This window comes from Pseudomonas sp. B16120, from assembly GCF_044218845.1.
GTDB lineage: Bacteria > Pseudomonadota > Gammaproteobacteria > Pseudomonadales > Pseudomonadaceae > Aquipseudomonas > Aquipseudomonas paracarnis.
In genome coordinates, this window is the sequence record NZ_CP162588.1 from 1,195,576 (window position 1) to 1,219,222 (window position 23,647).

The following is a 23,647-nucleotide window of genomic DNA, read 5'->3' on the forward strand; positions in this document are numbered from 1 at the left end:
TCTCTTTCAGTTTTGCGCCCGGTCGGGCGTCTCGGATTTAGGTGTGTTGATTGCCATGTTCTGTTGGCGCGAACCGGCTTGTTTAAGCTGCGCAACCCAGGCTGGGTCGGCATCACCGATTTCGTTGTTGATAGGCAGATAACGTTCAGGAAACTCCCAGATCAGCACCTGAGGCGGGCTGTTCTTGAAGTCGTCACTTTTGAGGTAGCTGAGCATCGGCAGGATCGGGCCGTGGCCATCTTCGGCGTAGCTGACCACGTCGCTGTGCAAGGCTTGTTTGAGCGCACCCACGAAGTTCCAGTTGGGGTTGGCGCTGTAGCTGGTGCCCACCAGGGCCACCGGGGTTTCGCTGTCGCTGAACAGCGCGTCATCACCTTTCTCTTCGGCCAGGTGGGTGACGCGTTTTTCCAGCGGCTCTTTAGGTGGCATCAGGTTTTCGAACAGCGGGTCCAGGGGCAGGAACAAACGCAAGTCACCTTTATGTGGCTCGGTTTTCTCAGCCTCGGTGACAAAGCGCTGCGGCTCGCCGCTCAGTGGGGTCTTGTCGGCAATCGCCTTGGCCAATTGCTTGGCGGCGACTTCGGCACCGTCCGGTGTCCAGTGAGTATCGGTGCGCAGGAACACCTGCTTGCCGGCTAGCTTGGCCTGTTGCAGCGGGCCGAGCAGATCTGGAGCTGGAATGTTGTCCGCCGCCACTCGGGCATGGAAGTCCTGGTACAGGTTGGCGTGCACGCTGGCCGGTTTCACTTCACCCAAATGCTCCGGATACAGGCGTACCTTGGCCGGCACGATCGCCATCACCAGTTGGATACCCTGGGCCTTGAGCTTCTGGCGCACGCCTTCGACCAGCGCGTAGTTGCCTTGCAGGTTCTGGTCTTCGTTGACGGCGGGGTTGAATTCCTCGTCGCTGTACAACCAGTGATCACGGCCCAGCACCACGCCAGGGCGGCCTTCATTGAACAGCTTGTAGTCCAGCGCCGCCCACAGGTTGGTGCCCAGGCGCTTGATCGGGAACTCGTCGTCATAGTGGGTCTCGACGGCTTTGGTCCAGCGACCGTTGAGCACGGTGGCATCGGCGTTGGTGCTGAAGCCAAAGAAGCTGCGCAGCGACCAGGCGCCAAGTGCCAGCAACAGCACCAGGAACAGGCTTATGTAGAGGACGCGTAATGAACGGGTCATGGTCGGCTCCCTCAGAATTGGAAGTAAAGGAACGGCGAGAAACTCTGCGCCGACAGTTTCAGGATCGACGCCACGAACAGCAGCAGCACCGCCGCGCGCATGGCGTAGCGTGGCCAGTCAGCGGTCCAGTAGGCCGGTTGCACGGCAGCGTCACGGCCCACGCTGAAACCGGGCTCGTGGATGCTGCCAGGGTTGTCGCCGGGTACGGCCTTGATCAGGCTCGGGTCGGCTGGCTGGGCCTTTTCGGCAGGGCGGTTGGTGTAGAAGTCGCGCAGGCCGAAGAACGCCAGCGTTGCATAGGCCACCACCAGGGTTGCCACTTGCAGGCCGGTAAGGTTGGCGCGGTTGAGTTCCGACAGTGACCACTCGCCAAAGCTGAACATCGCACCGTACATACGCCCGGCAACGTGCAGGTTTTCGGCGCGGAAGATCACCCAGCCCATTACCACCAGCAGGAAGGTAAAGGCCCAGCGCAGCACATTGAAACTGCGCGGTGCGGTGTTCAGCCCGATGGCTTTTTCAATCGCCAGCCACATGCCGTGCCAGGCGCCCCACACGATGTAGGTGATGTTCGCGCCGTGCCACAGGCCACCGAGCAGCATGGTCAGGAACAGGTTGCGGTAAGTGGTCAGGGTGCCTTTGCGGTTGCCGCCCAGGGTGATGTACAAGTAGTCACGCAGCCAGGTGGACAGGCTGATGTGCCAGCGCCGCCAGAACTCGGTGATCGACTGGCTGATGTAGGGCTGCTTGAAGTTTTCCATGAAGCGAAAACCCATCATCAAACCCAAGCCAATGGCCATGTCGCTGTAGCCGGAGAAGTCGAAGTACAGCTGCGCGGTATAGGCCAGCGCGCCGAGCCAGGCATCGCCTGTGGTGGGGTTTTGCAGGGCGAAGCAATGGTCGGCCACCACCGCGAGGGTGTCAGCAATAAAGACCTTCTTGATGAAACCCTGCATGAACCGCGTGCAGCCCTCGGAGAATTTATCCAGGGTGTGGGTGCGGTTGTTGAACTGGTCGGCCAGGTCGCGAAAGCGCAGCACGGGACCGGCGATCAGGTGCGGGAAAATCGCCACGAACGCCGCAAAGTCGATGAGGTTGCGGGTCGCCGGGGTGTCGCCACGGTACACGTCGATGATGTAGCTGATGGACTCGAAGATGTAGAACGAGATCCCGATCGGCAACAGCACGTGAGTGAGGATGAACGGCTCCAGGCCTGCCGACTTCATCATTACATTGATGCTGTCGACGCCGAAGTTGGCGTACTTGAAGTAGCCGAGGATGCACAGGTCGACCGCCACCCCGAGCAACAGCCAGCGCTGCGCTGGCTTGGTGCGTACACCGGCGGCACCGACCTTGAGGCCGATCCAGTAATTCCACAGGGTCACTGCGGCGAACAGCGCCAGGAAGTCCACTCGCCACCAGGCGTAGAACACGTAGCTGGCAATCAGCAGCAGCAGATTGCGATAGCGTTGCCCGCTCAAGTAGTACAAGCCGAGAAAGATCGGCAAGAACAGAAACAGGAACACATTGGACGAGAAAACCATCCCGATCTCTCCATGTTTAACCAATAGTCAAGGGCCAGAGCCCCCCCAAACCCCCCACGATGTCGGGGGAGGCTGTGATCGTTCCCACGCTCTGCGTGGGAATGCCTCTTGTGGCGCTCTGCGCCACGCTTTGGGACGCACAGCGTCCCGTGCTGCATTCCCACGCAGAGCGTGGGAACGATCAGCGACTAGCTGCCTTTGTTGCCTTTTTCATGCGCCGGGTCGTAGACCTTGGTCAGGTCACCGCCCAGGCGGAAGGTCTTGAACGGTTGCATGCCATGCTTGCGTTCGATCACATCCGGTGCGCAGGTGTAGAGGGTGCAGAAGGGCTCAAGCCAGGCAAATTTCATGTCTTCCTTGAGGTCCTTCATGTCCTGCTCTTTGCCGTTCTTCTGCTCGAAGATGTCCGGGTCTTTCACCCCGGCCAGCACCTTGTCGCCCAGGCGCTTGAGCGCGCTGTTGTTTTCCTGGCGCAGGTCCACGCCGTTGACCAGCGCAAAACTGGCGATCATCGACAGCGGCGGCAGCGCGTAGTTGTGGTACGACAGGGCGCGTTGCTGGCGCTTCAATTCGTTCGGCAGGAAACCCTGGTCATCGACCTGGTTCACGCCGACCTTGTATTCCTTCACCGCCCAGTCAAACAGGTCGCGGCGGTTGGTAGCGATGGACGTTGCCATCACTGACCAGGCGGCCCAGTACGAGTGGTTGTTAGTTTTTTCCAGGGGCAGGTTGTCCCAGTCGCTCACCACCTGGTCGGCCAGCTTGTTGAACCAGGCTTCGATCTGCTGGGCTTCCTGCGGATGCTTGGCCAGTGGCTGCGACTCGGAGAACTTCAGGCGCACATAGGCCGAGGCCATGCTGCCCAGCGCCCATTTGCGCATGGACTTGCCGGTGTGATTGAAGTCCTTGGACATCAACGCATCGGCCTTGGCCCATGACACCAGCCAGTTCAGGGTGCATTCGAGCTGCTGTGGACGGCCGTCGCGCATGAACTGCATCACCCGTTTGCTGGTGTCTTTTTCCAGCTTGGTGATGTCGGCGGTGCTGTCGCGAAAGGCTTTTTCCGACTGCACATTCAGGGTCGAACGGGCCTTGTCGGAACCTTCGTACTTGCTGCGAAACTGCAACGGCCCGGTGTAGGGCGTTGGCATGCTGTCGCAATCATTCTTGAAGTCGCCGGTCTTGAACGCTTCGATCGGTGCGAAATAGCCCTGGGGTGGACGCAGTGGCGCCGCTGCATTGACGGAACCTGCGAACATGGCCAGGCCCAGCAGGCCAGGGAGCAATAACTTTTGCATAAGTAACCTCACTTCCCGAGTTGGGCGGTCTGCTGACCACCGCTTGGGAATACGTTGCGTGTGCAAATTTTCGCTTCAACCTTCTGCGCCGCAGCGCCCGCTTCGGGGCCCTGCACTTCCACGGCCAGCAAGTTCTGCGAGGCCCAGTCTTCATCGGTGCGCAGTTCAAAGGCGAAACGCCCGTCTGTATCGGATGTTTCGGGTTTCTCGATCTTGATGTCCTCGTGGCGCCCGTTCATGTACCAGAGGGTGGCTTGCAAGGTTTTCACCGACGGATCGGCGAAGCGGATATCGACCTGATGGTTGGCGTTGCGCAGGTCTTTGTTCGCGCTGTTGACCATCAGTTCGTTTTTGCCCGGTTTGAGCGTGGTGCTGGCCGACATCTGCGCGGTCTTGCCTTCGCAACCGTTGTCCAGCAGCGCCATCATCTGGCGGTAGATGGTTTCCTGGTCGAGACGGTACAGCGGCGAGAATTCCCAGATCAGGATCTTCGGCGGGGTCTTCTGGAATTCGTCGCTGCCCAGGTACTGCAGCATCGAACCTTCCAGGCCACCGCCGGGGAAGGCGACGTTGAGGATGTCGGCCCCGATTTCCTCTTCCAGGAAACCGGCGAAGTTGTAGTTCTTGCCGCTGTGGCTGGTGCCCACCAGGGTGATCTGCGGGTTGCCCGAATCGCCGAACAGGTCGCCGTCGCCGGCTTCGCCCTTGGGCTCGGTGGTGAACTGGTCCATGTACTGGATCGCATAGCTGGTGCCACACAGTTGCCCGGCCATGTTGTGCAGGGTGCCGGTCTTGCCCATGCGGCCCGAGCGCTTGGTCTCGAACTCACGCTTGGGAATCTCGGCATATTCCGGCATCTGCTTGACCTTGGCCGCGACGATTTTCGCGGTGCGCTGGGCGCCGTACGGAGTCCAATGCTGGTCGCCACGGAAATAGAAATCGTGGGCTGGCAATTCATCCGGCAGTTGTTCGTTGGTCAGCGGCGACAGGTCTGGTACCACGTAGCCCATCTTGGCGAAGCGGCCGAGCATGCTCTTGTAGTTGCCCAAGGCCTTGTCGAAATCGAACGAGGCTTTCTCCGCGGGGTTGAGCTTGTTGCGGTTCACCAGGCCACGGGTTGGCTGGTAGACCACCACCAGTTCCACGCCCTTGCTCTTGAACGCATCGTGCAGCTGCTGCATGCGCTTGTAGCCGGCCGGGGTGGTGTCGAACTCGGTGCGCAGGTCTTCCTGGGTACGGAACAGCCAGTCGCCCTGGGCTTGCACCAGGGTGGTGAAGTTCTGCTGGTAGCGCGTGGTGTAGTTTTTCGCGTCATGGGCGGCCGGGCACAGGCTGCAGCAGGTTTCAGCGGTGAAGGTAGGAGCTTTGACTTCATCGGCGCGTACGCCCTGGCTGGCCGCCAGCAGGCCGAGGGTCAGACCCGAGAGGCTCAGCAGTTTGATCATGTGTGGGTGCATAAGGGTCATCCTCAGTCCTGCAATTCGGTCTGGCGTTCGACGGGGTCGATCAGCACGGCTTTCTGCTGGCGCACCAGCAGGTCGAGAATTTCTTCCTGGCGGTCGCCCAGGATGCCGGAGAAGCTGATGCCGCTGGATTTGGTCGGCGCCAGCATCGACACGCGATACAGCTCGATACTCAACGGCGAGTCGATGGACAGCGGCCCGCTGCCGTTACCCGCCAGTTCACCGCCGACCACGATCAGCGAGACCTTGGCGTCGAACGGGTCGAGGGCGATGTCGCGGTCGGTGTCGGTCAAGTCCTTGATGTGGCCGTACACGCCGGTCAGCCCGTTGGCCATCGAGGTGTTTTCGTAGAGCTTGATGTTCACGCTGTTACGCACGCGGATCCCGTGGCGACGGTTGCTGATCACCTTGTTGCCCCACAGCAGGTTGTCGCCGCTCTCATAGAGGGTGATGCCGTCGGTGTGGTTGCGGTAGATCTCGTTGTCGGCGATCAGGTTGTTCACGCTGTTACGGTCGATCACCAGGCCCGAAAGCTTGTTGTCATAGCTGCGGTTGTTGAAGATGAAGCTGTCATTCACTTCCCGGGAAATGATGATGCCGTGCTTCTTCTTGGTGCCGTACACGGTGTTGTCCGCGATGATCAGGCCGTGAGAACGGTCATGGGGGTCAATGCCGTAGACGATGTTGTCTTTGTAGGTATTGCCCTTGATCACAAAGCCCGTGGTCTCGTAGCAGTAGAAGCCGTACCACATGTCCGAGAACTCGGAGTCGATGATCCAACCGGTCGGCTCGGGGCGCTTGAGCACCTTGGCCATGTTCGGCGTGTACTGGGAAATACTCACCCCGTACGACTTACTGTTGGCGTAGCCGAAGCTGGCCATCTTGGTCTTGGAGATGTAGGTCTCGGTGCCGCCCCAGGCCAGCAGGAATGGGCGGAATTCCTTGGCTGACTTGAACAGCGCCGGGCCATTGGTTTTTTCATCCCAGCCGGTGACCTTGGTGTCGCGCACGAACAGCTGGCCGTCGTTGATCAAAAACGAACCGGCTTGTTGGGACAGGCGCAGTTCCTGGGTATTTTTGTCGATATCGAGGATGCCCTTGCGACCGACCACGATCGGCAGCTTGGCCAAAAAGACACCCGGCGACGTTTCGCTGAAGTACTGCTTAGGCACCTTGCCCAGCAGGTCCTTGAGGTTCATGTAGCCGTCATCGACGAAGATCGCCTGGGGAATGCCATGCTGGCGCACCACCCATTCGGCCATCTTGTTATCGCCGCCGATAAAGTCCTTGAGCGCGTCTTCTTGCATCATGCGGCGGATGCTGATTTTGCCCGCCTTGGTCTTGACGATTTTCTTTTCCATCGCCTGCGCGGTGTAGCCCGACAGGTCGGGCAGCGCCGGCTTGGCCATTTCCAGCGGCGCGGTGGGCGGGCTGGAGATGGTGTAGGTTTTGGCCTGTTGCAGTTCCTTGGCGATGATCGGCGCCTTGGCCGCCGTATCGGCAAACGCTGTGGCGCTGGCCATCAGCATTGCCGCGACGAGTAGGCTTTGAGCATTCATGGCGCAGGCTCCCATCAGAATTTCCAGACCACGTCGACAAACGCGCGGTGCATGTAGGAGTCGACCTGGCTGCCATAGGCATCGCCGGGCTTGAACACGCCGGCACGCAAACGCACCAGGGCTGAAGGCTCGTCGATCGACTGGCTCAGCGCCGCTGGCAGCAAGCCTTTCTTGAAGTACTTGGTGACCACCAGGTCCATTTCTTGGCCGAGGTCTTTCTTGCCGTCTTCCAACGGCAGGGAGGTGCTGGAGAGGATCGCGCCGGTGACGTCATCGGTGTTGTTCTGCACCGCGTCGATGCCGTTGCTGCCCACCGGCTTGTTGCCGTCCACGCGCCAGAACTTGTGGTACACCAGGCTGGCGTCATAGTCCTCGCGCAGCTGCCAGGAACCGAACAGGCTCATGGACTGCATGTTGTTCATTTCGCCGCGAAACGCTTCACCAAAGCGATGCACACGGGACTGGGTGCCGGTCCAATTCGAACGGTTGCTTTGCAGGCCGTTCTGTTCGTACTCGGCACTGGCGCGCGAGTACGCGGCACCCACTTGCCACTGCGGATCCAGGCGCAGGCGCACGCCGATATCGGTGGCCCAGCCGCTGGCGTCATCGCTGCGTTTGGCGGAGGTGGGGCGGCTGCCGTCGGCGTTCAAGGCGTTGACCTTGTCGCGGTCGCCTTTCATGCCGGTGATGCTCGCCCAGTAGTTGACGGTGTTGGTGTTGCGCCAGTTGTAGGCGTCGCTATTGGCTTCGATGCCCAGCCAGGTGAGGTCGCCGTTTTCGCGCTTGTCCAGCGGGTCGCTGGCCACACCCGGTTCGGCGTAGTCGAGCTTGCCGTCGTCGTGGGTGTGGTGGCCGCGCAGGCCGATCCACTGGCCCGGTGTCCACTGGTAGGCGGCGTCGGCGTAGAAGTGCTGGCGGTCCTTGTCGACCGGCGACAATTCCTTAAGGTCGGTGCGGTATTCGCTGAAGCGTTCGGCGGCGCCGACATTGGCCTTGAGCAAGGTGGTGTCGAAGGTCCAGTTCAACGCTTCGATGTTGGTGTCGCGCCACTGGCCGTCGTCATTGCGCAGGCGCTGGCGGCCGAACTTGAGGATCTCGCCGGGGTAGGGCGTGAAGCCGCTGTAGCCGACCCAGAACTCACGCAGGGCCAGGTAGTTTTTCTTGGCCTTGCGGTCGTCGTTGCTCGACTGCTGCTCGGTGGTGTCATCGGCCGACTGTTGCAGGGTGTCGGTCTCGATGATGTCGCTGGACACCACTGCCTGGCCCATGGCGTAGGCGCTCCACGCGCCGCTTTCGCCGTAGATCCAGGGGCGCAGGTCGAGGCCGATGCCGTTGACGTCGCCGCCTTTCTGGGTGCCCAGGTCGCGGTCGTCTTCAGACTGCGCGGTGGCTTTGACTTCCAGGCCGAAGTTCTTCGCTTCGGTGAGCGCGGCCAGGGTCGGGCACGACCACAGCAGGGCGAAGGACAGGCCGATACCGGCCTTGACGAATGGGTTGAGCTTCATAGGGATTCCTCGCCGTCTTCTTCTTGCAGGGCGTGCAGTTGCAGCGTGCTTTGGGCCAGGGTGCCGCGGGCGGCCAGTTCCTGTTGCACCAGGCGTTGGCCTTCGGCGCGTTGCGCAGGCGTCAGCGGCGCTTCGAGCTGGGTGGCCAGGTCATTGGCTTCTGGCGTGTCCTGGGCCTTGGCCAACTGGCTGAAGACATAGGCGTTCAATGGGTCGGGCTTGGTGCCCTTGCCTTGGGAAAACAGTTGGGCAATGGCGAAGTCGGCGCTGTTCTGGCCGTTGCGCGCTGCGGTCAGCAGGTGGTCCAGGGCTTTTTGCGGGTAAACCTTGCCCAGGTAGCCACGGCGGTAGATCTGGCCGAGGTAGTAATCGGCGGCCACTTCACGGCCCACGGCTTTTTCGAAATGCGCCTCGGCGGCCTTGGCATCGGCGGGCACCCACTTACCTTCGTAGTAGAGCTTGCCCAGCAGCAATTCGGCGCGTGGCTGGTCGGCGGCGCGGCCGTTGTCCAAGTACTTCATCATCTGCTCGACATCGCCCAGTTCGGGGAAGTCGTAGAGCAGTTGCGCCAGGCTGACCCAGGACGCCGGGTAGCCGGGGGCGATTTTTTCCAGCAACGCCTGGGCGGTTTTCTCGTCCGGGGTACCGAGGGTGGCATCGCCGAGTACGCGGGCGACGCTGTCGACGCGCTGGGCGGTGACGGTGCCACGGCTTACGCCTGCTTCCATTTGCTTGAGCAGTTCGGCCTGTTGTTCCGGCTGCTGTTTTTTCTGATAGACCGTGGCCAGTTCGACGTAGCAGATATCGGTGGTGTTCAGCGCGGCTTTGCAGATGCGCTCCACATCATCCAGATGCTGGTCGTAGGTACCCTGCGTGCGATACAGCAGCACCTGGGCCAGGCCGGCCTCCGGGTAACCCGCCGCCTGCCATTGGCTGATCTGCTGTTGGGCATTCACATTGGGGAAGCTGTGGGGGTATTGCAGGTACAGCATCGCCAGCGGGATCAAGGTGTTGCCTTCGCCATTGGCAAAGGCTTTTTTCAGTAGGCTTTCGGCTTCATGGTGCTCGGCCTCAGTGGCGCCCGGCTTGGCCGCCAACAGGCGACCCAGGCGTGCCTGGGCGCGGGGCGAGGTGTCTGCGGCCGCACGGTAGGTGGCTTCGGCCTGCTTGATTTGCGCTGGGTCGCGGGTGCCGACCTGGATATCGGCCAGGCCCACCTGGGCCTCGCTGTAGCCCAGTTCCGCCAGTTGCTGGTAATTCTGCTGGGCGGTGACGGTGTCGCCGCGTTTCAGCGCTTCATTGGCCAGGCGCTGGTCGGGCAGGCCGGCGCAACCGGCCAGGCTTACGGCCAGTGCCAGCGCGCAGTACGCAGAGGCCAGGTGAAATTTGCTCTGTGTGGGAGCTGGCTTGCCTGCGATGGCATCGCTGCGGTGCAACTGATGCACCGAGTCGCCTGCATCGCGGGCAAGCCCGGCTCCCACAGAGGTCAGCGGTGTTGTTGGAATAGAGTTCACAGGCATGTCCTCGCTTACAGACCGTGAGCCATGGCTTTGTCGATCAGCCAGTTCAGCGATGGGCCACGGTCGCTGGTGACTTCCACCGGGCGGCCGGCGTAGGTGCTGTCCAGCGGTGCGTCGGGCTTGATCTGCACACGGATGTCAGAGGACAGGTCGGCGCTGTTCAGGCTGGTGCTGCTGACGATGGTGCCGGTGCGAACCTGTTCTTCGTCGGCGACCTGGAAGCTCACCGGGGTACCTGGGCGCACATCACCGAACTGGCGATAGCTGAAGCGCGCTTCCACATTGGCCTGGCTGCCGCGTGGCACCAGTTGGAAGATCACATCGCCCTTGCTGGCGTACTGGCCGTCGGCGACCAGTTGCTGGGCGACCACGCAGTCGCACGGCGAAGTCAGGGTGCCGGTCATTTGCTTGCCGAACAGCTCTTCAACCTTGGCCGGTTGCAGTTGGTCTTCGTCCAGGTGGCCCTTGAGTACGTCGAGCATACTGGTGCTGAACGTCGCCAGTGGCGCGCCCTTGGCCGCAACCGAATCACCTTTGAGCAGGCTCTGCACGGTGCCGTCACGGGGCATGGTCACGTTCATGCCCGGTACGCTGACGAGGCCGGCCTGGGCGTGGCTGACGAAGTACATGCCGTAGAGCGACTTGACCACAAAGCCGAAGGCTGCCAGGCCGACCAAAAAGATCGCCAGGCTGAATGTCACGGCGCGCAGGCGACCGAACGCAGTCATGCCGCTGCCGCCGTCCTTGACCTTGCGTGCCTTGGTGAAGTTGTCGCGTTGCAGGGTCGCGAGTACGTCGCCCATGGTCACGATGTCGCCGGACAGGTGCGAAGTGATCAGGTGACGCAGGGTAGAAATATCCTGGGCATCGAGGTTCTGGAACTGGCAGCCGGTGCGGCCGGTCTGGCGGTCGTAGGAGCGGATCTGCAGCTCCACGTCCATGGCCAGGCCGAGGTTGTCGATCACGAACTGCAGGCGGCCCTTGTGCACTTGGCCGATGGTGAGCGGCTGGGTGGCGGTGAAGGCCAGGCCGCCGGCGGACAGGTCGATAACCTTTGCTTCGGTCGGCGTGCGGTCACTGTTGAAGAAGCGCAGCTTGGCCGGGATTTTCACCCGGGCGTGTTGGCGCTGGGCTTCGGATTCGTGGACAACGTTGGCGTTTACTTGGCTGTTCATAGTATTCGATTTCCTAGTTAATTCAGGCTTGGCAGGGTCAGACCATCATCAGCAACACGGCAACGAAGATGCTGCCGGCGGAGAAGGTCATGGTCCGAGACGACCAGGTGTTGAACCAACGTTGAAAGCTGGCCAAATCGCGGGTCAGTTTGGTGTCCTGGCGGGTCCAGGACTGTTGATCAAGGCGGAAGAACACGTAGATCTTCACCAACGCGCCCATGATCTGGTTGTAATAGAGAATCAGCGGGTAGGCCGGGCCGATCTTGTGGCCGGAGCACGACAGCAGCAGGGTGAGGATCAGGCGGGTGATGCCGATCCACAGCAGGTAGGCGAGGATGAAGGCGCCGCCGTACTTGAAAGTGGCAATCATCGCTACGGTCAGGCCGAGCAGGGAGGTCCACATCGACACGCGCTGGTCGAACAGCACCACGCTGGTGAACAGGCCCAGGCGACGCACGCCCAGGCCGAGGGCACGGGAGTTCTGGCGCAAGTTGTTGCCGTACCAGCGGAACATCAGTTTGCGGCTGGCCTTGATAAAGCTCTTTTCCGGCGGGTGTTCCACGGTGTTGATGGCGGCGTCCGGCACGTAGAAGGTGTCGTAGCCCAGGCGCATCAGGCTGAACCAGCTGGACTTGTCATCGCCGGTGAGGAACTTGAAGCGGCCCAGGCGCCAGTGTTGCAGCGAGTCGCTTTCCACATCGGCGATAAAGCCCGGGTCAGTCACTACGCTGGCGCGGAATACCGACATGCGCCCGGTCATGGTCAGCACGCGCTTGGACAGGGCCATGGAGCACATGTTGATGTGGCGTTGGGCAAAGCGCAGCTTGTGCCACTCGCTCATGATGTAGCCGCCGCGCACTTCGCAGAATTCGTTGGTGGTCAGGCCACCGACATTGCCGAACAGCTGGAACCACGGCACGGTCTTGCGCACTACGCCTTCGGCGAGCACGGTGTCGCCATCGATCACGGCCACCACGGCGCGATCGTCCGGCAGGTGGCGGGAGATGGCGCGGAAACCAAACGCCAGGCCGTCGCGTTTGCCGGTACCGGCGATGCGCACGAAGTCGAGCTTGACGTGAGCCGGCGGGTTGAGCTTTTCCCAAAGGCTTTTCACCAGCAGCTCATCGGACATTTCCACCAGCGAGCACACCACGGTGGTGGGAAAGCCGCAGTCGATGGCTTCACGAATCACCGAGCTGTAGACCTGTGCGGTGGTCAGCGCATCGATACGAAAACTGGTGACCATCAGGAACACATGGGACGGGTCGGCGGCCTTGCCCAGCTTGCGCACTTTGCGGCGCAGGTGCGGGTACACCACGTAGAGAAACAGCATGCCGCGAAAGAAATGCGTCGCGCCCATCGAGTAGCGCCAGATACCCACAGCGCCAATCAGGAAAATAAAATTCTTCGATTGCGAATCGAAGGTACTCGCCGGCAACAGCAGGGCGAGACCCATCAGCAGGCTGAGAAAGAACAGCCAGCCGGCCGATTGCAGAAATACATGTTTTAACTTGGACATAAGCGTCATCCGCAAGGTGAGGAGGCTTCAGGCTGCAAGCGCTGGGGATAAAGCCACTGGCAGCCTGAAACTTGCCGTTGCTGTTACCAGCAAATACCTTCGGTACGGCCGCTCACGCTGGTGGCCTTGGACATGAAGCCCACCAGGTCGACCACTTGCTTGCCTTCCGGAGCGTTATGCGCCAGGGCACGGAACTTCTCGTCACGGTTACCGAGGATGATCACGTCGGAGTTGTTGATCACATCATCGAAATCCGAGTTGAGCAGGGACGACACGTGCGGGATTTTGCCTTCGATGTAGTCCTTGTTCGCGCCGTGCACGCGGGCGTATTCGACGTTGCTGTCGTAGATGCTCAGGTCGTAGCCCTTGCCGATCAGCATTTCTGCCAGCTCTACCAGGGGGCTTTCACGCAGGTCATCGGTGCCGGCCTTGAAGCTCAGACCCAGCAGCGCAACTTTGCGTTTGTCGTGGCTGGAGACGATGTCGAAGGCGTTCTGTACCTGGGACTCGTTGCTGCGCATCAGCGAGTTGAGCAGCGGTGCTTCCACGTCCAGGGAGCCGGCGCGGTAGGTGAGGGCACGCACGTCTTTGGGCAGGCACGAACCGCCGAAAGCGAAACCTGGGCGCATGTAGTACTGGGACAGGTTGAGGGTCTTGTCCTGGCAGACCACTTCCATCACTTCACGACCGTCAACGCCGACGGCCTTGGCGATGTTGCCGATCTCGTTGGCGAAGGTGACTTTGGTGGCGTGCCATACGTTGCAGGTGTACTTGATCATTTCGGCAACGGCGATGTCCTTGCGGATGATCGGCGCGTCGAGTTCTTCGTACAGCGATTGCAGCACATCGCCGGAGGCTTTATCAAACTCGCCGATAACGGTCATCGGTGGCAGGTCGTAGTCGGCGATGGCAGTGGATTCACGCAGGAATTCGGGGTTGACCGCAACGCCGAAGTCGACGCCGGCTTTCTTGCCGGAGCAATCTTCCAGGATCGGGATTACCACGTTGGCGACGGTGCCCGGCAGTACGGTGCTGCGCACCACGATGGTGTGGCGGGTGGTCTTGTCACGCAGCACAAAACCGATCTCGCGGCATACCGACTCGATGTAGTTCAGTTCCAGGTCACCGTTCTTCTTGCTTGGCGTGCCGACGCAAATCATCGACAGGTCGGTATCGCGAATCGCCTCGGCGAAGTTGGTAGTGCCACGCAGTCGGCCCGTCTGGATACCCTGGCTCAACAGCTCGCCCAGACCCGGTTCAACAATCGGCGACTTACCGGCATTGATCAGGTCGATCTTTTCCTTGGAAATGTCTACGCCGACCACTTCGTGGCCACGGGCAGACAGGCAACCGGCACACACTGCGCCAACGTAACCCAAACCAAATATGCTGATGCGCATCGCAATTACCTCTTTGTTTAATTCATGCCATTAAATGGCCGGAGTTCATGTTTGCAAGCGTCACTGATGCCGCGAAAGTTAGGCGAATAGACGCCGACTTACCGCGTGCAGGCATGTTGAATAACGAGTGACTAACTATTGCACTCAAGTTGTGCGCAACGAGGCCTTATTATTGGGGCTTGCCCTGAAATGCAGCCGTGCTTCCTTGGAGGAAGGCTCCGGCGCCGGTGCGGCAAGGTTTTGATGCAGGCAAAATGCCTTTTTTATCAATGCCTTGTGTGTTTGCACGGGCTCATTTAGGTCAGCGCTGCCTTGGCCTGCAGGGGATAGCAATGCGTACTTATCGCCACCCTTAACTCGATCAGTTGATGTTATGACCATAGAACCAAAGTGCTTTATGACAACTTGGCTACTTCCGTTGGTCGCTATGTAAGTCATCTCTTACGTAAGCAGAGAATTTCGTTACCGGTGGTATGAGCGGTGCTTCAGGACGAAGTTCCGGGCCACTCATCCCCTTTCCCGAAATTTTTTGAAATATTAGAAAAGATGGCACTGGTACTATATTGATAGCACTTGCTATTTAGGCCAGTAGTTATGGGGAGTTGGTGCGAGGGGATAGTTTTGTGCCACTACCGTTTAAAAAAAGTGGTGCCACTACGAAAAAAACCGACGGGTGTCGAGTGAAGAAATCGTTAGGGTTGTGTCTGGATGTTTTTCTGGCGCCAAATAAATGACGATGGATGGGGTGGAATGCAGGCAAAAAATGTGGGAGCTGGCTTGCCTGCGATAGCGGTGTATCAGCGACATGTGAGTCGGCTGACCCTCCGCTATCGCAGGCAAGCCAGCTCCCACAGTTGATGTTGGTGGCTGTACAGGCCTTATTCCGGTGCGTGATCGCGCAAAAACACTAGGTTATCCGGCTTGGATTGCTCCGCATTGAAGCGATAACCCTGCACATCGAACTGCTTGAGCTTGGCCGGGTCGTTGATGCGTTCTTCAATCACAAAACGGCTCATCATGCCTCGGGCCTTTTTGGCGTAGAAGCTGATGATCTTGTACTGACCGTTCTTCAGGTCCTTGAACTCGGTATTGATGATCCGCGCGTTCAAGGCCGTGCGCTTGACTGCCGAGAAGTACTCATTGGAGGCCAGGTTAAGCAGCACATCGTCGCCTTGTTCGGCCAGGGCCTCATTCAACCATTCGCTGATGCGTGTGCCCCAGAACGCGTAAAGGTCCTTGCCGCGGGCGTTGGCCAGCTTGGTGCCCATCTCCAGGCGATACGGCATCATCAGGTCCAGCGGACGCAGCAGGCCGTACAGGCCCGAGAGCATACGCAGATGGTCCTGGGCATAGCTGAAATCGGCATCGCTGAAAGTCTCGGCATTCAGGCCGGTATACACATCGCCCTTGAACGCCAGCAGCGCCTGCTTGGCGTTGGCCGGAGTGAAGGCCGGTGTCCAACTGCCGAAGCGCGCGGCGTTGAGGCCACCGATCTTGTCGGAGACATGCATCAACTCACTGATTTGCGCCGGGCTCAGTTCGCGCAGTTGCTCGATCAGTTCCTGGGAGTGGTCCAGGTACTGCGGCTGGGTGAAGCGTGCAGTGACCGGCTTGGACTCGAAGTCGAGGGTTTTGGCGGGGGAAATCACCATCAGCATGAAGTTGGCTCCTGGAATCGTGGGCGAGATTCTAGGGGTTGGGGCGTTTTGACTCCACCTATGATGGCGATAGATGCGATCCGCTATGATGGGCGGTAACTCTGTAGAGGGAGACCCCGTGTGCGATTAGCGCTTTTATTGTCCGCTTGCCTGCTGTGCCTGAATGCCCAGGCCGCGCCGGTGGATGTCGCCAGCCTGGACCGTGGTACCTGGCCGGAAAAACTCGCCAGCCCGGCGCTGTTCGATGTGGCTTCGCGGGCGGAAATCCTGATGTTTGCCCATGGTTTAATCGCCAGCGAAGCCCAGGACGAAACCGCGCTTAAGCAACGGCTGGGGCTGAAGATCATCAACCTGGCCGCCATCGATGACCTGCGTCGCCAGCTCTGGCAACGGCTGTTGGAGAACTACACATTCGCCCAGCAGAGCTGCGAAGCAGATGCCTCGTTCTGCTACCTGGTGGAAAACATGGACGATCTGCGCGAGCAGGCCGGCAAGTTCGAGGTCAGTGACAACTCTTTCTATATAGGCTGGGCTGCCCCCAGTCGGCACTTTCACGAACGCTATCTGGACGAGTTATTGCGCAAGGCCGCGCTGTTTCCGCAGATCAGCAGTGAAGTGGCGCGCTTTGGCGATCATGAGCGCAACGGTGATGAACTCAATGACCGGATGTTTTTACTGACCTTCGACGGTGGCCCTGCACCTGTCAGCGGCAATACCGACTGGCTCACCGATTACCTGCGCAAGCAAAAGATGAACGCGACGTTCTTTGTCCTTGGCAGCAGCTTGCAAACCCGTGTGGAGCGCAGTTCCGCCGCCGATGTGCAGGCGCTGTACCAAGGACAGTGCGTGGGGCTTCAGGGGTGGCAATACCGTTCCCATAGCCATTGGGTTGACTGGCAAAGCTCCATCACCCGCAGTGCCGGGCTGGTACAGAACCTGATGCCGGAAAACTATGTGCCCTTGTTCCGCCCACCGTATGGGCAGCGCCGCGCGGACAGCCAGGGCTTCTTCCAGCAACAGGGCCTGCAAGTGGCGTTATGGGACATCGATTCCCAGGACGAGCCGGGCAAGCTCAAGGCCGATGAGTCGGCGCAACGGGTGCTGACGTTGATGCTGCTATGGCGCAAAGGCGTGATCGTGTTTCATGACACCCAGGACAAGGCGCGGGTGGCATTGCCGATGGTATTGCAGGCAACGACGCAGAGTGGCTTGGGTTGGCAGGAGTGTCGCGAGGCATTTCGATGAAGTGCCCGGTTTTGCTGGCGATGGGGTGTTTTCGGGGTGATTTGCTACGACATTTCGATGCAGGCGGACTTCCGACTTTAACGGGGTACATGGCACTCGGCTAGTGCTATTCGTCATCCTGAAAAATAAACTTCAAAAAAACGTCAAAGTGCTTTTTCCTGTCATTGGTTTTGCGGTATTACGAAGTCAGATCGCCGAAACCTGCAGCACAGGTGGCGTCTTCCAAGACTCCTCCTGTGGGCACTGCACTTGACCTTGTTCAAGGTGCAATCGGTGGTCGAATCGAGGCGCAGCACCGCCCAGGTATTGCGTCGAATGGCTCCCACAAAGGTGACCGAGTATGGATGATCATGGACGTAACCCTTCTTCCGACCAGCCAATCCTTTATGTGCTTGATACCAACGTATTGATCCACGATCCAAACGCACTGCTGAACTTCGAAGAACACCACGTCGCCATCCCGATGATCGTGCTTGAGGAACTCGACAAACTCAAAAGCGGCCACCACAGCGTTGCCGCCGAATGCCGCCAGGCCATCCGCCTGATCGACAAGACCCTGGGTGAAGCCTCGCCCGAGGACGTTGAAGTCGGCGTACCGATCCAGCGTGGCAAGGGCGGCCCGAAGGGCTTGCTGTCGATCCTGATGAGCAAGCGCAGCGAGCCCAACAGCCTGCTGCCGGAAAACCTGAACGACAACAAAATCATCAACCAATTGATCGACCTGCACGCCCGCGACAAGGACCTGCGCGTGGTGCTGGTGACCAAAGACATCAATATGCGCCTCAAGGCACGAGCGTGTGGGATCGCTGCCGAGGACTACAGTACCGACCAACTGGTCGACGATGTGTCGATGTTGTCCCGTGGTTATCACATGATGACCGGTTCGTTCTGGGACCGTGTGAGCAAGGTCGAAACCCGTCAGGACCACGGCCGCACCTGGCATCAGGTACAGCTGATCGACAACCTGCCGGCCGTGCATATCAATGAGTTTATCGTCGATGAACAGGGCTTCGTGGGCTGGATCAAAGAGATCCAGGTCGACAAGTTGCTGATCCTCGACCTGCATCAGGAACCCCTGTTGCACCAGGAAGCCTGGGGCCTGAAACCGCGTGATATCTACCAGAGCCTGGCGCTGTATGCGCTGCTCGATCCGGACATTCACCTGGTCAACCTCACCGGCGCCGCAGGTTCGGGCAAAACCATCCTGGCCCTGGCCGCCGCCATCGAACAGACCATGGTCACCAAACGCTATCGCCGCATCATCGCCACCCGCAGCGTGCAGGGCCTGGACCAGGAAATCGGCTTTCTGCCCGGTACCGAGGCGGAAAAAATGGAGCCGTGGCTGGGGGCGATTACCGACAACCTCGAAGCCTTGCACATGGATGACGAAAACACCCATGGCAGCGTCGACTACATCCTCAGCAAAGTGCCGTTGCAGTTCAAATCCCTCAACTACATCCGAGGTCGCAGCTTCCAGCAGAGCCTGATTCTGATCGATGAATGCCAGAACCTCACACCGCACCAGATGAAAACCATCATCACCCGTGCCGGCGCCGGTTCCAAAGTGGTGTGCCTGGGCAACCTGGCGCAGATCGACACCCCTTACCTGTCCGCGACCAGCTCCGGGCTGACTTACCTGACGGAACGCTTCAAGGACTTCCCGAACGGCGTGCACATTGCGCTGCAAGGGGTACCGCGTTCGATCCTGGCTGAATACGCCGAGTCCCATCTGTAACTACGCTGAACCCGCTGCGAAAAGCCCTGGATTTTTCACGAAATCCGGGGTTTTTGTTATGTGCGACATTTGCCTGCGTTAACGCGTCCTGGGTGCTTGTGGTTTCTGTAATTATTTTGTTACATTTTTTCTGCGGTAAAAACAATAAGAACACTGCTTGACCCCGTCGGAACGCCACCTCCTTGATTCGACGAACGCTTGGAAAACCTGTCCAGGGTTTTCACCGTGACCCTGCCTATTACAAAAGCCCGAAACACCGCTCATTGATGACGCACATATCCAAAGGGAAAGGAAAATGGACGTAGCAGGTAATGGCTTCACTGTGTCGCAACGCAATCGTACCCCCCGTTTCAAGACCATCCCCCTCACACCCATAGCACTCGGCCTGGCGTTATGGCTGGGCCACGGTTCCATGGCCAGGGCAGACGATAACCCTTACACCCCGCAGGTATTGGAGTCGGCGTTCAGGACAGCCGTCGCCTCATTCGGCCCTGAGACTGCCGTGTACAAAAACCTCAGGTTTGCCTACGCGGATATCGTCGATCTCGCGGCCAAGGATTTCGCCGCCCAGTCCGGCAAGTTCGATTCGGCCCTCAAGCAAAACTACGAGCTACAACCCGAAAACCTGACCATCGCCGCCATGCTCGGCGACACCCGGCGGCCACTGGACTATGCCTCGCGCCTGGATTACTACCGCAGCCGGCTGTTCAGCAACAGCGGCCGTTACACCACCAATATCCTCGACTTTTCCAAAGCCATTATCGCCAACCTGCCGGCCGCCAAGCCTTACACTTACGTCGAGCCGGGCGTTAGCAGCAACCTCAGCGGGCAGTTGAACGCAGGCCAGTCCTGGGCTGGGGCAACCCGTGACTGGAGCGCCAACGCGCAAACCTGGAAGACCCCGGAAGCCCAGGTCAACTCCGGCCTGGACCGCACCAACGCGTATTACGCCTATGCCCTGGGCATCACTGGCAAGGGGGTCAATGTTGGCGTGCTGGACTCGGGCATCCTCACCGGACACTCCGAATTCCAGGGCAAGAACGCTCAGGGCCAGGACCGGGTGCAGGCGGTAACCTCCACGGGCGAGTACTACGCCACCCACCCGCGCTACCGCCTTGAAGTGCCCAGCGGCGAGTTCAAGCAGGGCGAACATTTCAGCATCCCAGGGGAATACGACCCCGCGTTCAACGACGGGCATGGCACAGAAATGTCCGGGGTGCTGGCCGCCAACCGCGACGGCACCGGTATGCACGGCATTGCCTTCGACGCCAATCTGTTTGTCGCTAACACCGGCGGCAGCGACAACGACCGCTACCAAGGCTCCAACGACCTCGACTACAACGCATTCATGGCCAGCTACAACGCCCTGGCGGCGAAGAACGTGGCGATCGTCAACCAGAGCTGGGGGCAGAGCTCGCGTAATGACGTGGAGAACCACTTCGGCAACGTCGGCGACAGCGCCGCGCAGAACCTGCGCGACATGACCGCCGCCTATCGCCCGTTCTGGGACAAAGCCCACGCCGGGCAGAAAACCTGGATGGACGCCATGGCCGATGCGGCCCGGCAAAACACGTTCATCCAGATCATCTCTGCGGGCAACGACAGCCACGGTGCCAACCCGGACACCAATGCGAACCTGCCGTTTTTCAAGCCGGATATCGAAGCTAAGTTCCTCTCCATCACCGGCTACGACGAGACCAGCGCCCAGGTCTACAACCGTTGCGGTACCTCCAAGTGGTGGTGCGTGATGGGCGTGTCGGGCATCCCGTCCGCCGGCCCCGAGGGCGAAATTATCCCGAATGCCAACGGCACCTCGGCCGCCGCGCCGAGCGTTTCCGGAGCCCTGGCGTTGGTGATGCAGCGCTTCCCCTATATGACGTCCAGCCAGGCGCGGGACGTGTTGCTGACCACCTCCAGCCTGCAGGCGCCGGATGGCCCGGACACGCCGGTTGGCGAGCTGACCGGAGGCCGCACCTATGACAACCTGCAACCGGTGCATGATGCCGCGCCGGGTGTCCCACAAGTACCAGGTGTGGTCAGTGGCTGGGGCTTGCCCAACCTGCAAAAAGCTATGCAAGGGCCGGGGCAGTTCCTCGGTGCGGTAGCAGTGGCGTTGCCCAGCGGTACCCGCGATATCTGGGCCAACCCGATTTCCGATGAGGCCATTCGCGCCCGTCGCGTAGAAGACGCTGCCGAACAGGCGACCTGGGCCGCCACCAAGCAGCAAAAAGGCTGGCTCGATGGCCTGCCCGCCAATGCCTCGGCCGACGATCAGTTTGAATACGACATTGGTCATGCCCGGGAGCAGGCAACACTCACCCGCGGCCAGGACGTGCTCACCGGCAGCACCTACGTCGGTAGCCTGGTCAAGTCCGGGGATGGCGAGTTGGTGCTGGAAGGCCAGAACAGCTATTCGGGCAGTACCTGGGTGCGCGGAGGCAAATTGTCGGTGGACGGCGCATTGACCTCTGCCGTGACGGTAGATAGCAGCGCCGTAGGCACGCGCAATGCCGATAACGGCGTGATGACCACACTGGGCGGCACCCTGGCCGGCAACGGCACGGTGGGCGCCTTGACCGTCAACAACGGTGGGCGAGTGGCCCCGGGGCATTCGATTGGCACACTGCGCACCGGCGATGTCACGTTCAACCCGGGTTCGGTGTATGCCGTCGAAGTCGGGGCCGATGGCCGCAGCGACCAGTTGCAGAGCAGCGGGGTGGCGACCCTCAATGGCGGTGTGGTGAACGTGTCCCTGGAGAACAGCCCCAACCTGTTGACCGCCACCGAGGCGCGCAGCTTGCTGGGCCAGCAGTTCAATATCCTCAGTGCCAGCCAAGGTATCCAGGGGCAGTTTGCAGCGTTTGCCCCCAACTACCTGTTCATAGGCACTGCGCTCAACTATCAACCGAACCAATTGACCCTGGCGATAGCCCGCAACCAGACCACCTTCGCCAGTGTCGCGCAAACCCGCAATGAGCGAGCGGTGGCGACGGTGGCCGAGACATTGGGCGCTGGCAGCCCGGTCTACGAAAGCCTGTTGGCGTCGGATTCCGCCGCCCAGGCGCGGCAGGGCTTCAAGCAACTTTCAGGGCAATTGCATTCGGACGTGGCCGCAGCGCAAATGGCTGACAGCCGCTACCTGCGTGAAGCGGTCAACGCTCGCCTGCAACAGGCGCAGGCACTGGACTCCAGCGCGCAGATCGACAGCCGTGACAACGGCGGTTGGGTACAGCTACTCGGTGGACGCAACAACGTCAGTGGTGACAACAACGCCAGCGGCTACTCCTCGTCCACCAGCGGCGTACTGCTGGGCCTGGACACCGAGGTGAACGACGGCTGGCGTCTGGGGGCGGCGACCGGTTACACCCAAAGCCACCTTAACGGCCAGTCGGCGTCGGCCGACAGCGACAACTATCACCTGTCGGTCTACGGCGGCAAACGCTTCGAGGCGATTGCCCTGCGCCTGGGCGGTGCCAGCACCTGGCACCGTCTGGACACTTCGCGTCGGGTGGCCTATGCCAATCAGTCGGACCATGCCAAAGCCGACTACAACGCGCGCACCGACCAAGTGTTTGCCGAGATCGGCTACACCCAATGGCGCGTGCTTGAACCCTTCGCCAACCTCACGTATCTGAACTATCAAAGCGACTCGTTCAAGGAAAAAGGCGGTGCTGCAGCCTTGCATGCCAGCCAGCAAAGCCAGGACGCGACGCTCTCCACCCTGGGCGTGCGTGGCCATACTCAGTTGCCACTCACGTCCACCTCGGCGGTGACCCTGCGCGGTGAGCTGGGGTGGGAGCACCAGTTTGGTGACATCGATCGTGAAGCTTCTCTGAAGTTTGCCGGTAGTGACACGGCCTTCGCCGTCAACAGCGTGCCTGTGGCGAGGGATGGCGCGGTGATCAAAGCCAGTGCGGAAATGGCCCTGACCCAGGACACCTTGGTGTCGTTGAACTACAGCGGCTTGCTCTCCAACCGAGGGAACAATAACGGCATCAATGCCGGGTTTACTTTCCGGTTCTAACCTTGAATGTAGGAGCGAGCAAGCTCGCTCCTACAGGATGGGATAAACAGCCCTGCGCAAATTTTGACCCACAGGTTTACAATCGCTGCTCCTGATCAGGAGTATTGCTGTGCTGACTCATCTCGATTCCCAAGGTCGCGCCCACATGGTCGACGTCACCGACAAAACCGTGACGTTCCGTGAGGCCGTGGCGCAAGCGCGGGTGCGCATGCTGCCCGCCACCCTGCAAATGATTGTCGACGGCGCCCACCCCAAAGGCGACGTGTTTGCCGTGGCCCGCATTGCCGGGATCCAGGCAGCGAAAAAAACCAGTGACTTGATCCCTCTGTGCCACCCGTTGATGCTCACCGGCGTCAAGGTGGAGCTGAGTGCCGACGGCACAGACGCGGTTCGTATCGTGGCGCGCTGCAAACTCTCCGGGCAGACCGGCGTTGAGATGGAAGCCCTGACCGCCGCCAGCGTCGCCGCACTGACGATTTACGACATGTGCAAGGCGGTGGATCGCGGCATGACCATTGAGAGTATTCGCCTGCTGGAAAAGCTGGGCGGTAAGAGCGGGCATTTCAAGGCGGATGAGCAATGAGTATCAACGTACTGTTTTTTGCGCGCTACGCCGAAGCGGTGGGCTTCGATTCGCTGGAGATGGAAGGTGAGTTTGCCACTGTTGACGCCGTGCGCCTCGCGCTGGCTGCTGATCCGGAATTCGCCGTGCTCAACGAAGCGAGCCTGATGTGTGCGCGCAACGAGGAGTTGTGCAGCCTGGACGAGCCGGTGCAAGCCGGCGATGAAGTCGCCTTCTTCCCACCCGTGACCGGAGGCTGAT

16 protein-coding genes are annotated in these 23,647 nt (G+C 60.1%); 5 read left to right on the plus strand and 11 right to left on the minus strand.

Annotation, left to right across the window (positions count from 1 at the left end):
• Positions 1-6 precede the first annotated feature (6 nt).
• The 11 genes from AB4P90_RS05805 to yaaA all read right to left on the minus strand — a co-directional run bounded on the left by AB4P90_RS05805 (position 7) and on the right by yaaA (position 15,820).
• Positions 7-1,179, minus strand: a complete 1,173-nt coding sequence (locus tag AB4P90_RS05805) for an alginate O-acetyltransferase (RefSeq protein WP_014717001.1) — start codon at positions 1,177-1,179, stop codon at positions 7-9.
• Between the two features lie 11 nt (positions 1,180-1,190).
• Positions 1,191-2,723: an MBOAT family O-acyltransferase gene (locus AB4P90_RS05810; protein ID WP_395605731.1), complete on the minus strand. Its 1,533-nt coding sequence runs from the start codon at positions 2,721-2,723 to the stop codon at positions 1,191-1,193.
• 188 nt (positions 2,724-2,911) lie between these two features.
• The gene (locus tag AB4P90_RS05815; RefSeq protein ID WP_014717003.1) at positions 2,912-4,021 is read right to left on the minus strand and encodes a mannuronate-specific alginate lyase; all 1,110 of its coding nucleotides are present in this window, start codon (positions 4,019-4,021) and stop codon (positions 2,912-2,914) included.
• Between the two features lie 8 nt (positions 4,022-4,029).
• Entirely contained in the window at positions 4,030-5,478 is a 1,449-nt protein-coding gene (locus AB4P90_RS05820; protein ID WP_395605732.1) for an alginate O-acetyltransferase, read from the minus strand.
• A gap of 11 nt (positions 5,479-5,489) precedes the next feature.
• Entirely contained in the window at positions 5,490-7,058 is a 1,569-nt protein-coding gene (gene algG / locus AB4P90_RS05825) for a mannuronan 5-epimerase AlgG (RefSeq protein WP_038448982.1), read from the minus strand.
• Complete coding sequence (locus AB4P90_RS05830; RefSeq protein WP_038448984.1) at positions 7,058-8,548, minus strand: alginate export family protein; 1,491 nt, start codon at positions 8,546-8,548, stop codon at positions 7,058-7,060. Before AB4P90_RS05830 ends, algG begins: the two co-directional genes overlap by 1 nt.
• Positions 8,545-9,966 (minus strand): alginate biosynthesis TPR repeat lipoprotein AlgK, encoded by a 1,422-nt coding sequence (gene algK / locus AB4P90_RS05835; RefSeq protein WP_051661130.1) that lies wholly within the window; start codon positions 9,964-9,966, stop codon positions 8,545-8,547. The genes AB4P90_RS05830 and algK overlap by 4 nt, the downstream gene beginning before the upstream one ends.
• Positions 9,967-10,076: 110 nt before the next feature.
• Positions 10,077-11,243, minus strand: coding sequence for an alginate biosynthesis protein Alg44 (locus tag AB4P90_RS05840; RefSeq protein WP_014717008.1), 1,167 nt, complete (start codon positions 11,241-11,243; stop codon positions 10,077-10,079).
• A gap of 37 nt (positions 11,244-11,280) precedes the next feature.
• Positions 11,281-12,762, minus strand: a complete 1,482-nt coding sequence (gene alg8 / locus AB4P90_RS05845; RefSeq protein ID WP_003188740.1) for a mannuronan synthase — start codon at positions 12,760-12,762, stop codon at positions 11,281-11,283.
• 83 nt (positions 12,763-12,845) lie between these two features.
• Complete coding sequence (locus AB4P90_RS05850) at positions 12,846-14,162, minus strand: nucleotide sugar dehydrogenase (protein ID WP_014717010.1); 1,317 nt, start codon at positions 14,160-14,162, stop codon at positions 12,846-12,848.
• 878 nt (positions 14,163-15,040) lie between these two features.
• The gene (yaaA, locus tag AB4P90_RS05855) at positions 15,041-15,820 is read right to left on the minus strand and encodes a peroxide stress protein YaaA (protein WP_014717011.1); all 780 of its coding nucleotides are present in this window, start codon (positions 15,818-15,820) and stop codon (positions 15,041-15,043) included.
• Positions 15,821-15,940: 120 nt separating this feature from the next.
• Here yaaA and AB4P90_RS05860 point away from each other — a divergent pair, with 120 nt between their 5' ends.
• From AB4P90_RS05860 to moaD, 5 genes are all read left to right on the plus strand, one after another.
• Positions 15,941-17,065 carry a polysaccharide deacetylase family protein gene (locus tag AB4P90_RS05860; RefSeq protein WP_288855017.1) on the plus strand — a complete coding sequence of 375 codons (1,125 nt, stop codon included), beginning with the start codon at positions 15,941-15,943 and terminating at the stop codon, positions 17,063-17,065.
• A gap of 340 nt (positions 17,066-17,405) precedes the next feature.
• Positions 17,406-18,800: a PhoH family protein gene (locus tag AB4P90_RS05865; RefSeq protein ID WP_003188745.1), complete on the plus strand. Its 1,395-nt coding sequence runs from the start codon at positions 17,406-17,408 to the stop codon at positions 18,798-18,800.
• Between the two features lie 295 nt (positions 18,801-19,095).
• A complete protein-coding gene (locus tag AB4P90_RS05870; RefSeq protein WP_395605733.1) occupies positions 19,096-22,824 on the plus strand; it encodes an autotransporter domain-containing protein in 3,729 nt (1,242 codons plus the stop codon).
• Positions 22,825-22,933: 109 nt separating this feature from the next.
• Entirely contained in the window at positions 22,934-23,407 is a 474-nt protein-coding gene (gene moaC, locus AB4P90_RS05875; RefSeq protein WP_137270399.1) for a cyclic pyranopterin monophosphate synthase MoaC, read from the plus strand.
• Positions 23,404-23,646 carry a molybdopterin converting factor subunit 1 gene (moaD, locus tag AB4P90_RS05880; protein WP_014717016.1) on the plus strand — a complete coding sequence of 81 codons (243 nt, stop codon included), beginning with the start codon at positions 23,404-23,406 and terminating at the stop codon, positions 23,644-23,646. The genes moaC and moaD overlap by 4 nt, the downstream gene beginning before the upstream one ends.
• Position 23,647 lies beyond the last annotated feature (1 nt).

Excerpts from the sequence above, each read along its gene's own strand:
- AB4P90_RS05805 (WP_014717001.1), bottom strand. The coding sequence starts at position 1,179 with ATGACCCGTTCATTACGCGTCCTCTACATAAGCCTGTTCCTGGTGCTG.
- AB4P90_RS05810 (WP_395605731.1), bottom strand. The coding sequence starts at position 2,723 with ATGGTTTTCTCGTCCAATGTGTTCCTGTTTCTGTTCTTGCCGATCTTT.
- AB4P90_RS05815 (WP_014717003.1), bottom strand. The coding sequence starts at position 4,021 with ATGCAAAAGTTATTGCTCCCTGGCCTGCTGGGCCTGGCCATGTTCGCA.
- AB4P90_RS05820 (WP_395605732.1), bottom strand. The coding sequence starts at position 5,478 with ATGCACCCACACATGATCAAACTGCTGAGCCTCTCGGGTCTGACCCTC.
- algG (WP_038448982.1), bottom strand. The coding sequence starts at position 7,058 with ATGGGAGCCTGCGCCATGAATGCTCAAAGCCTACTCGTCGCGGCAATG.
- AB4P90_RS05830 (WP_038448984.1), bottom strand. The coding sequence starts at position 8,548 with ATGAAGCTCAACCCATTCGTCAAGGCCGGTATCGGCCTGTCCTTCGCC.
- AB4P90_RS05840 (WP_014717008.1), bottom strand. The coding sequence starts at position 11,243 with ATGAACAGCCAAGTAAACGCCAACGTTGTCCACGAATCCGAAGCCCAG.
- alg8 (WP_003188740.1), bottom strand. The coding sequence starts at position 12,762 with ATGTCCAAGTTAAAACATGTATTTCTGCAATCGGCCGGCTGGCTGTTC.
- AB4P90_RS05850 (WP_014717010.1), bottom strand. The coding sequence starts at position 14,162 with ATGCGCATCAGCATATTTGGTTTGGGTTACGTTGGCGCAGTGTGTGCC.
- yaaA (WP_014717011.1), bottom strand. The coding sequence starts at position 15,820 with ATGCTGATGGTGATTTCCCCCGCCAAAACCCTCGACTTCGAGTCCAAG.
- AB4P90_RS05865 (WP_003188745.1), top strand. The coding sequence starts at position 17,406 with ATGGATGATCATGGACGTAACCCTTCTTCCGACCAGCCAATCCTTTAT.
- AB4P90_RS05870 (WP_395605733.1), top strand. The coding sequence starts at position 19,096 with ATGGACGTAGCAGGTAATGGCTTCACTGTGTCGCAACGCAATCGTACC.
- moaD (WP_014717016.1), top strand. The coding sequence starts at position 23,404 with ATGAGTATCAACGTACTGTTTTTTGCGCGCTACGCCGAAGCGGTGGGC.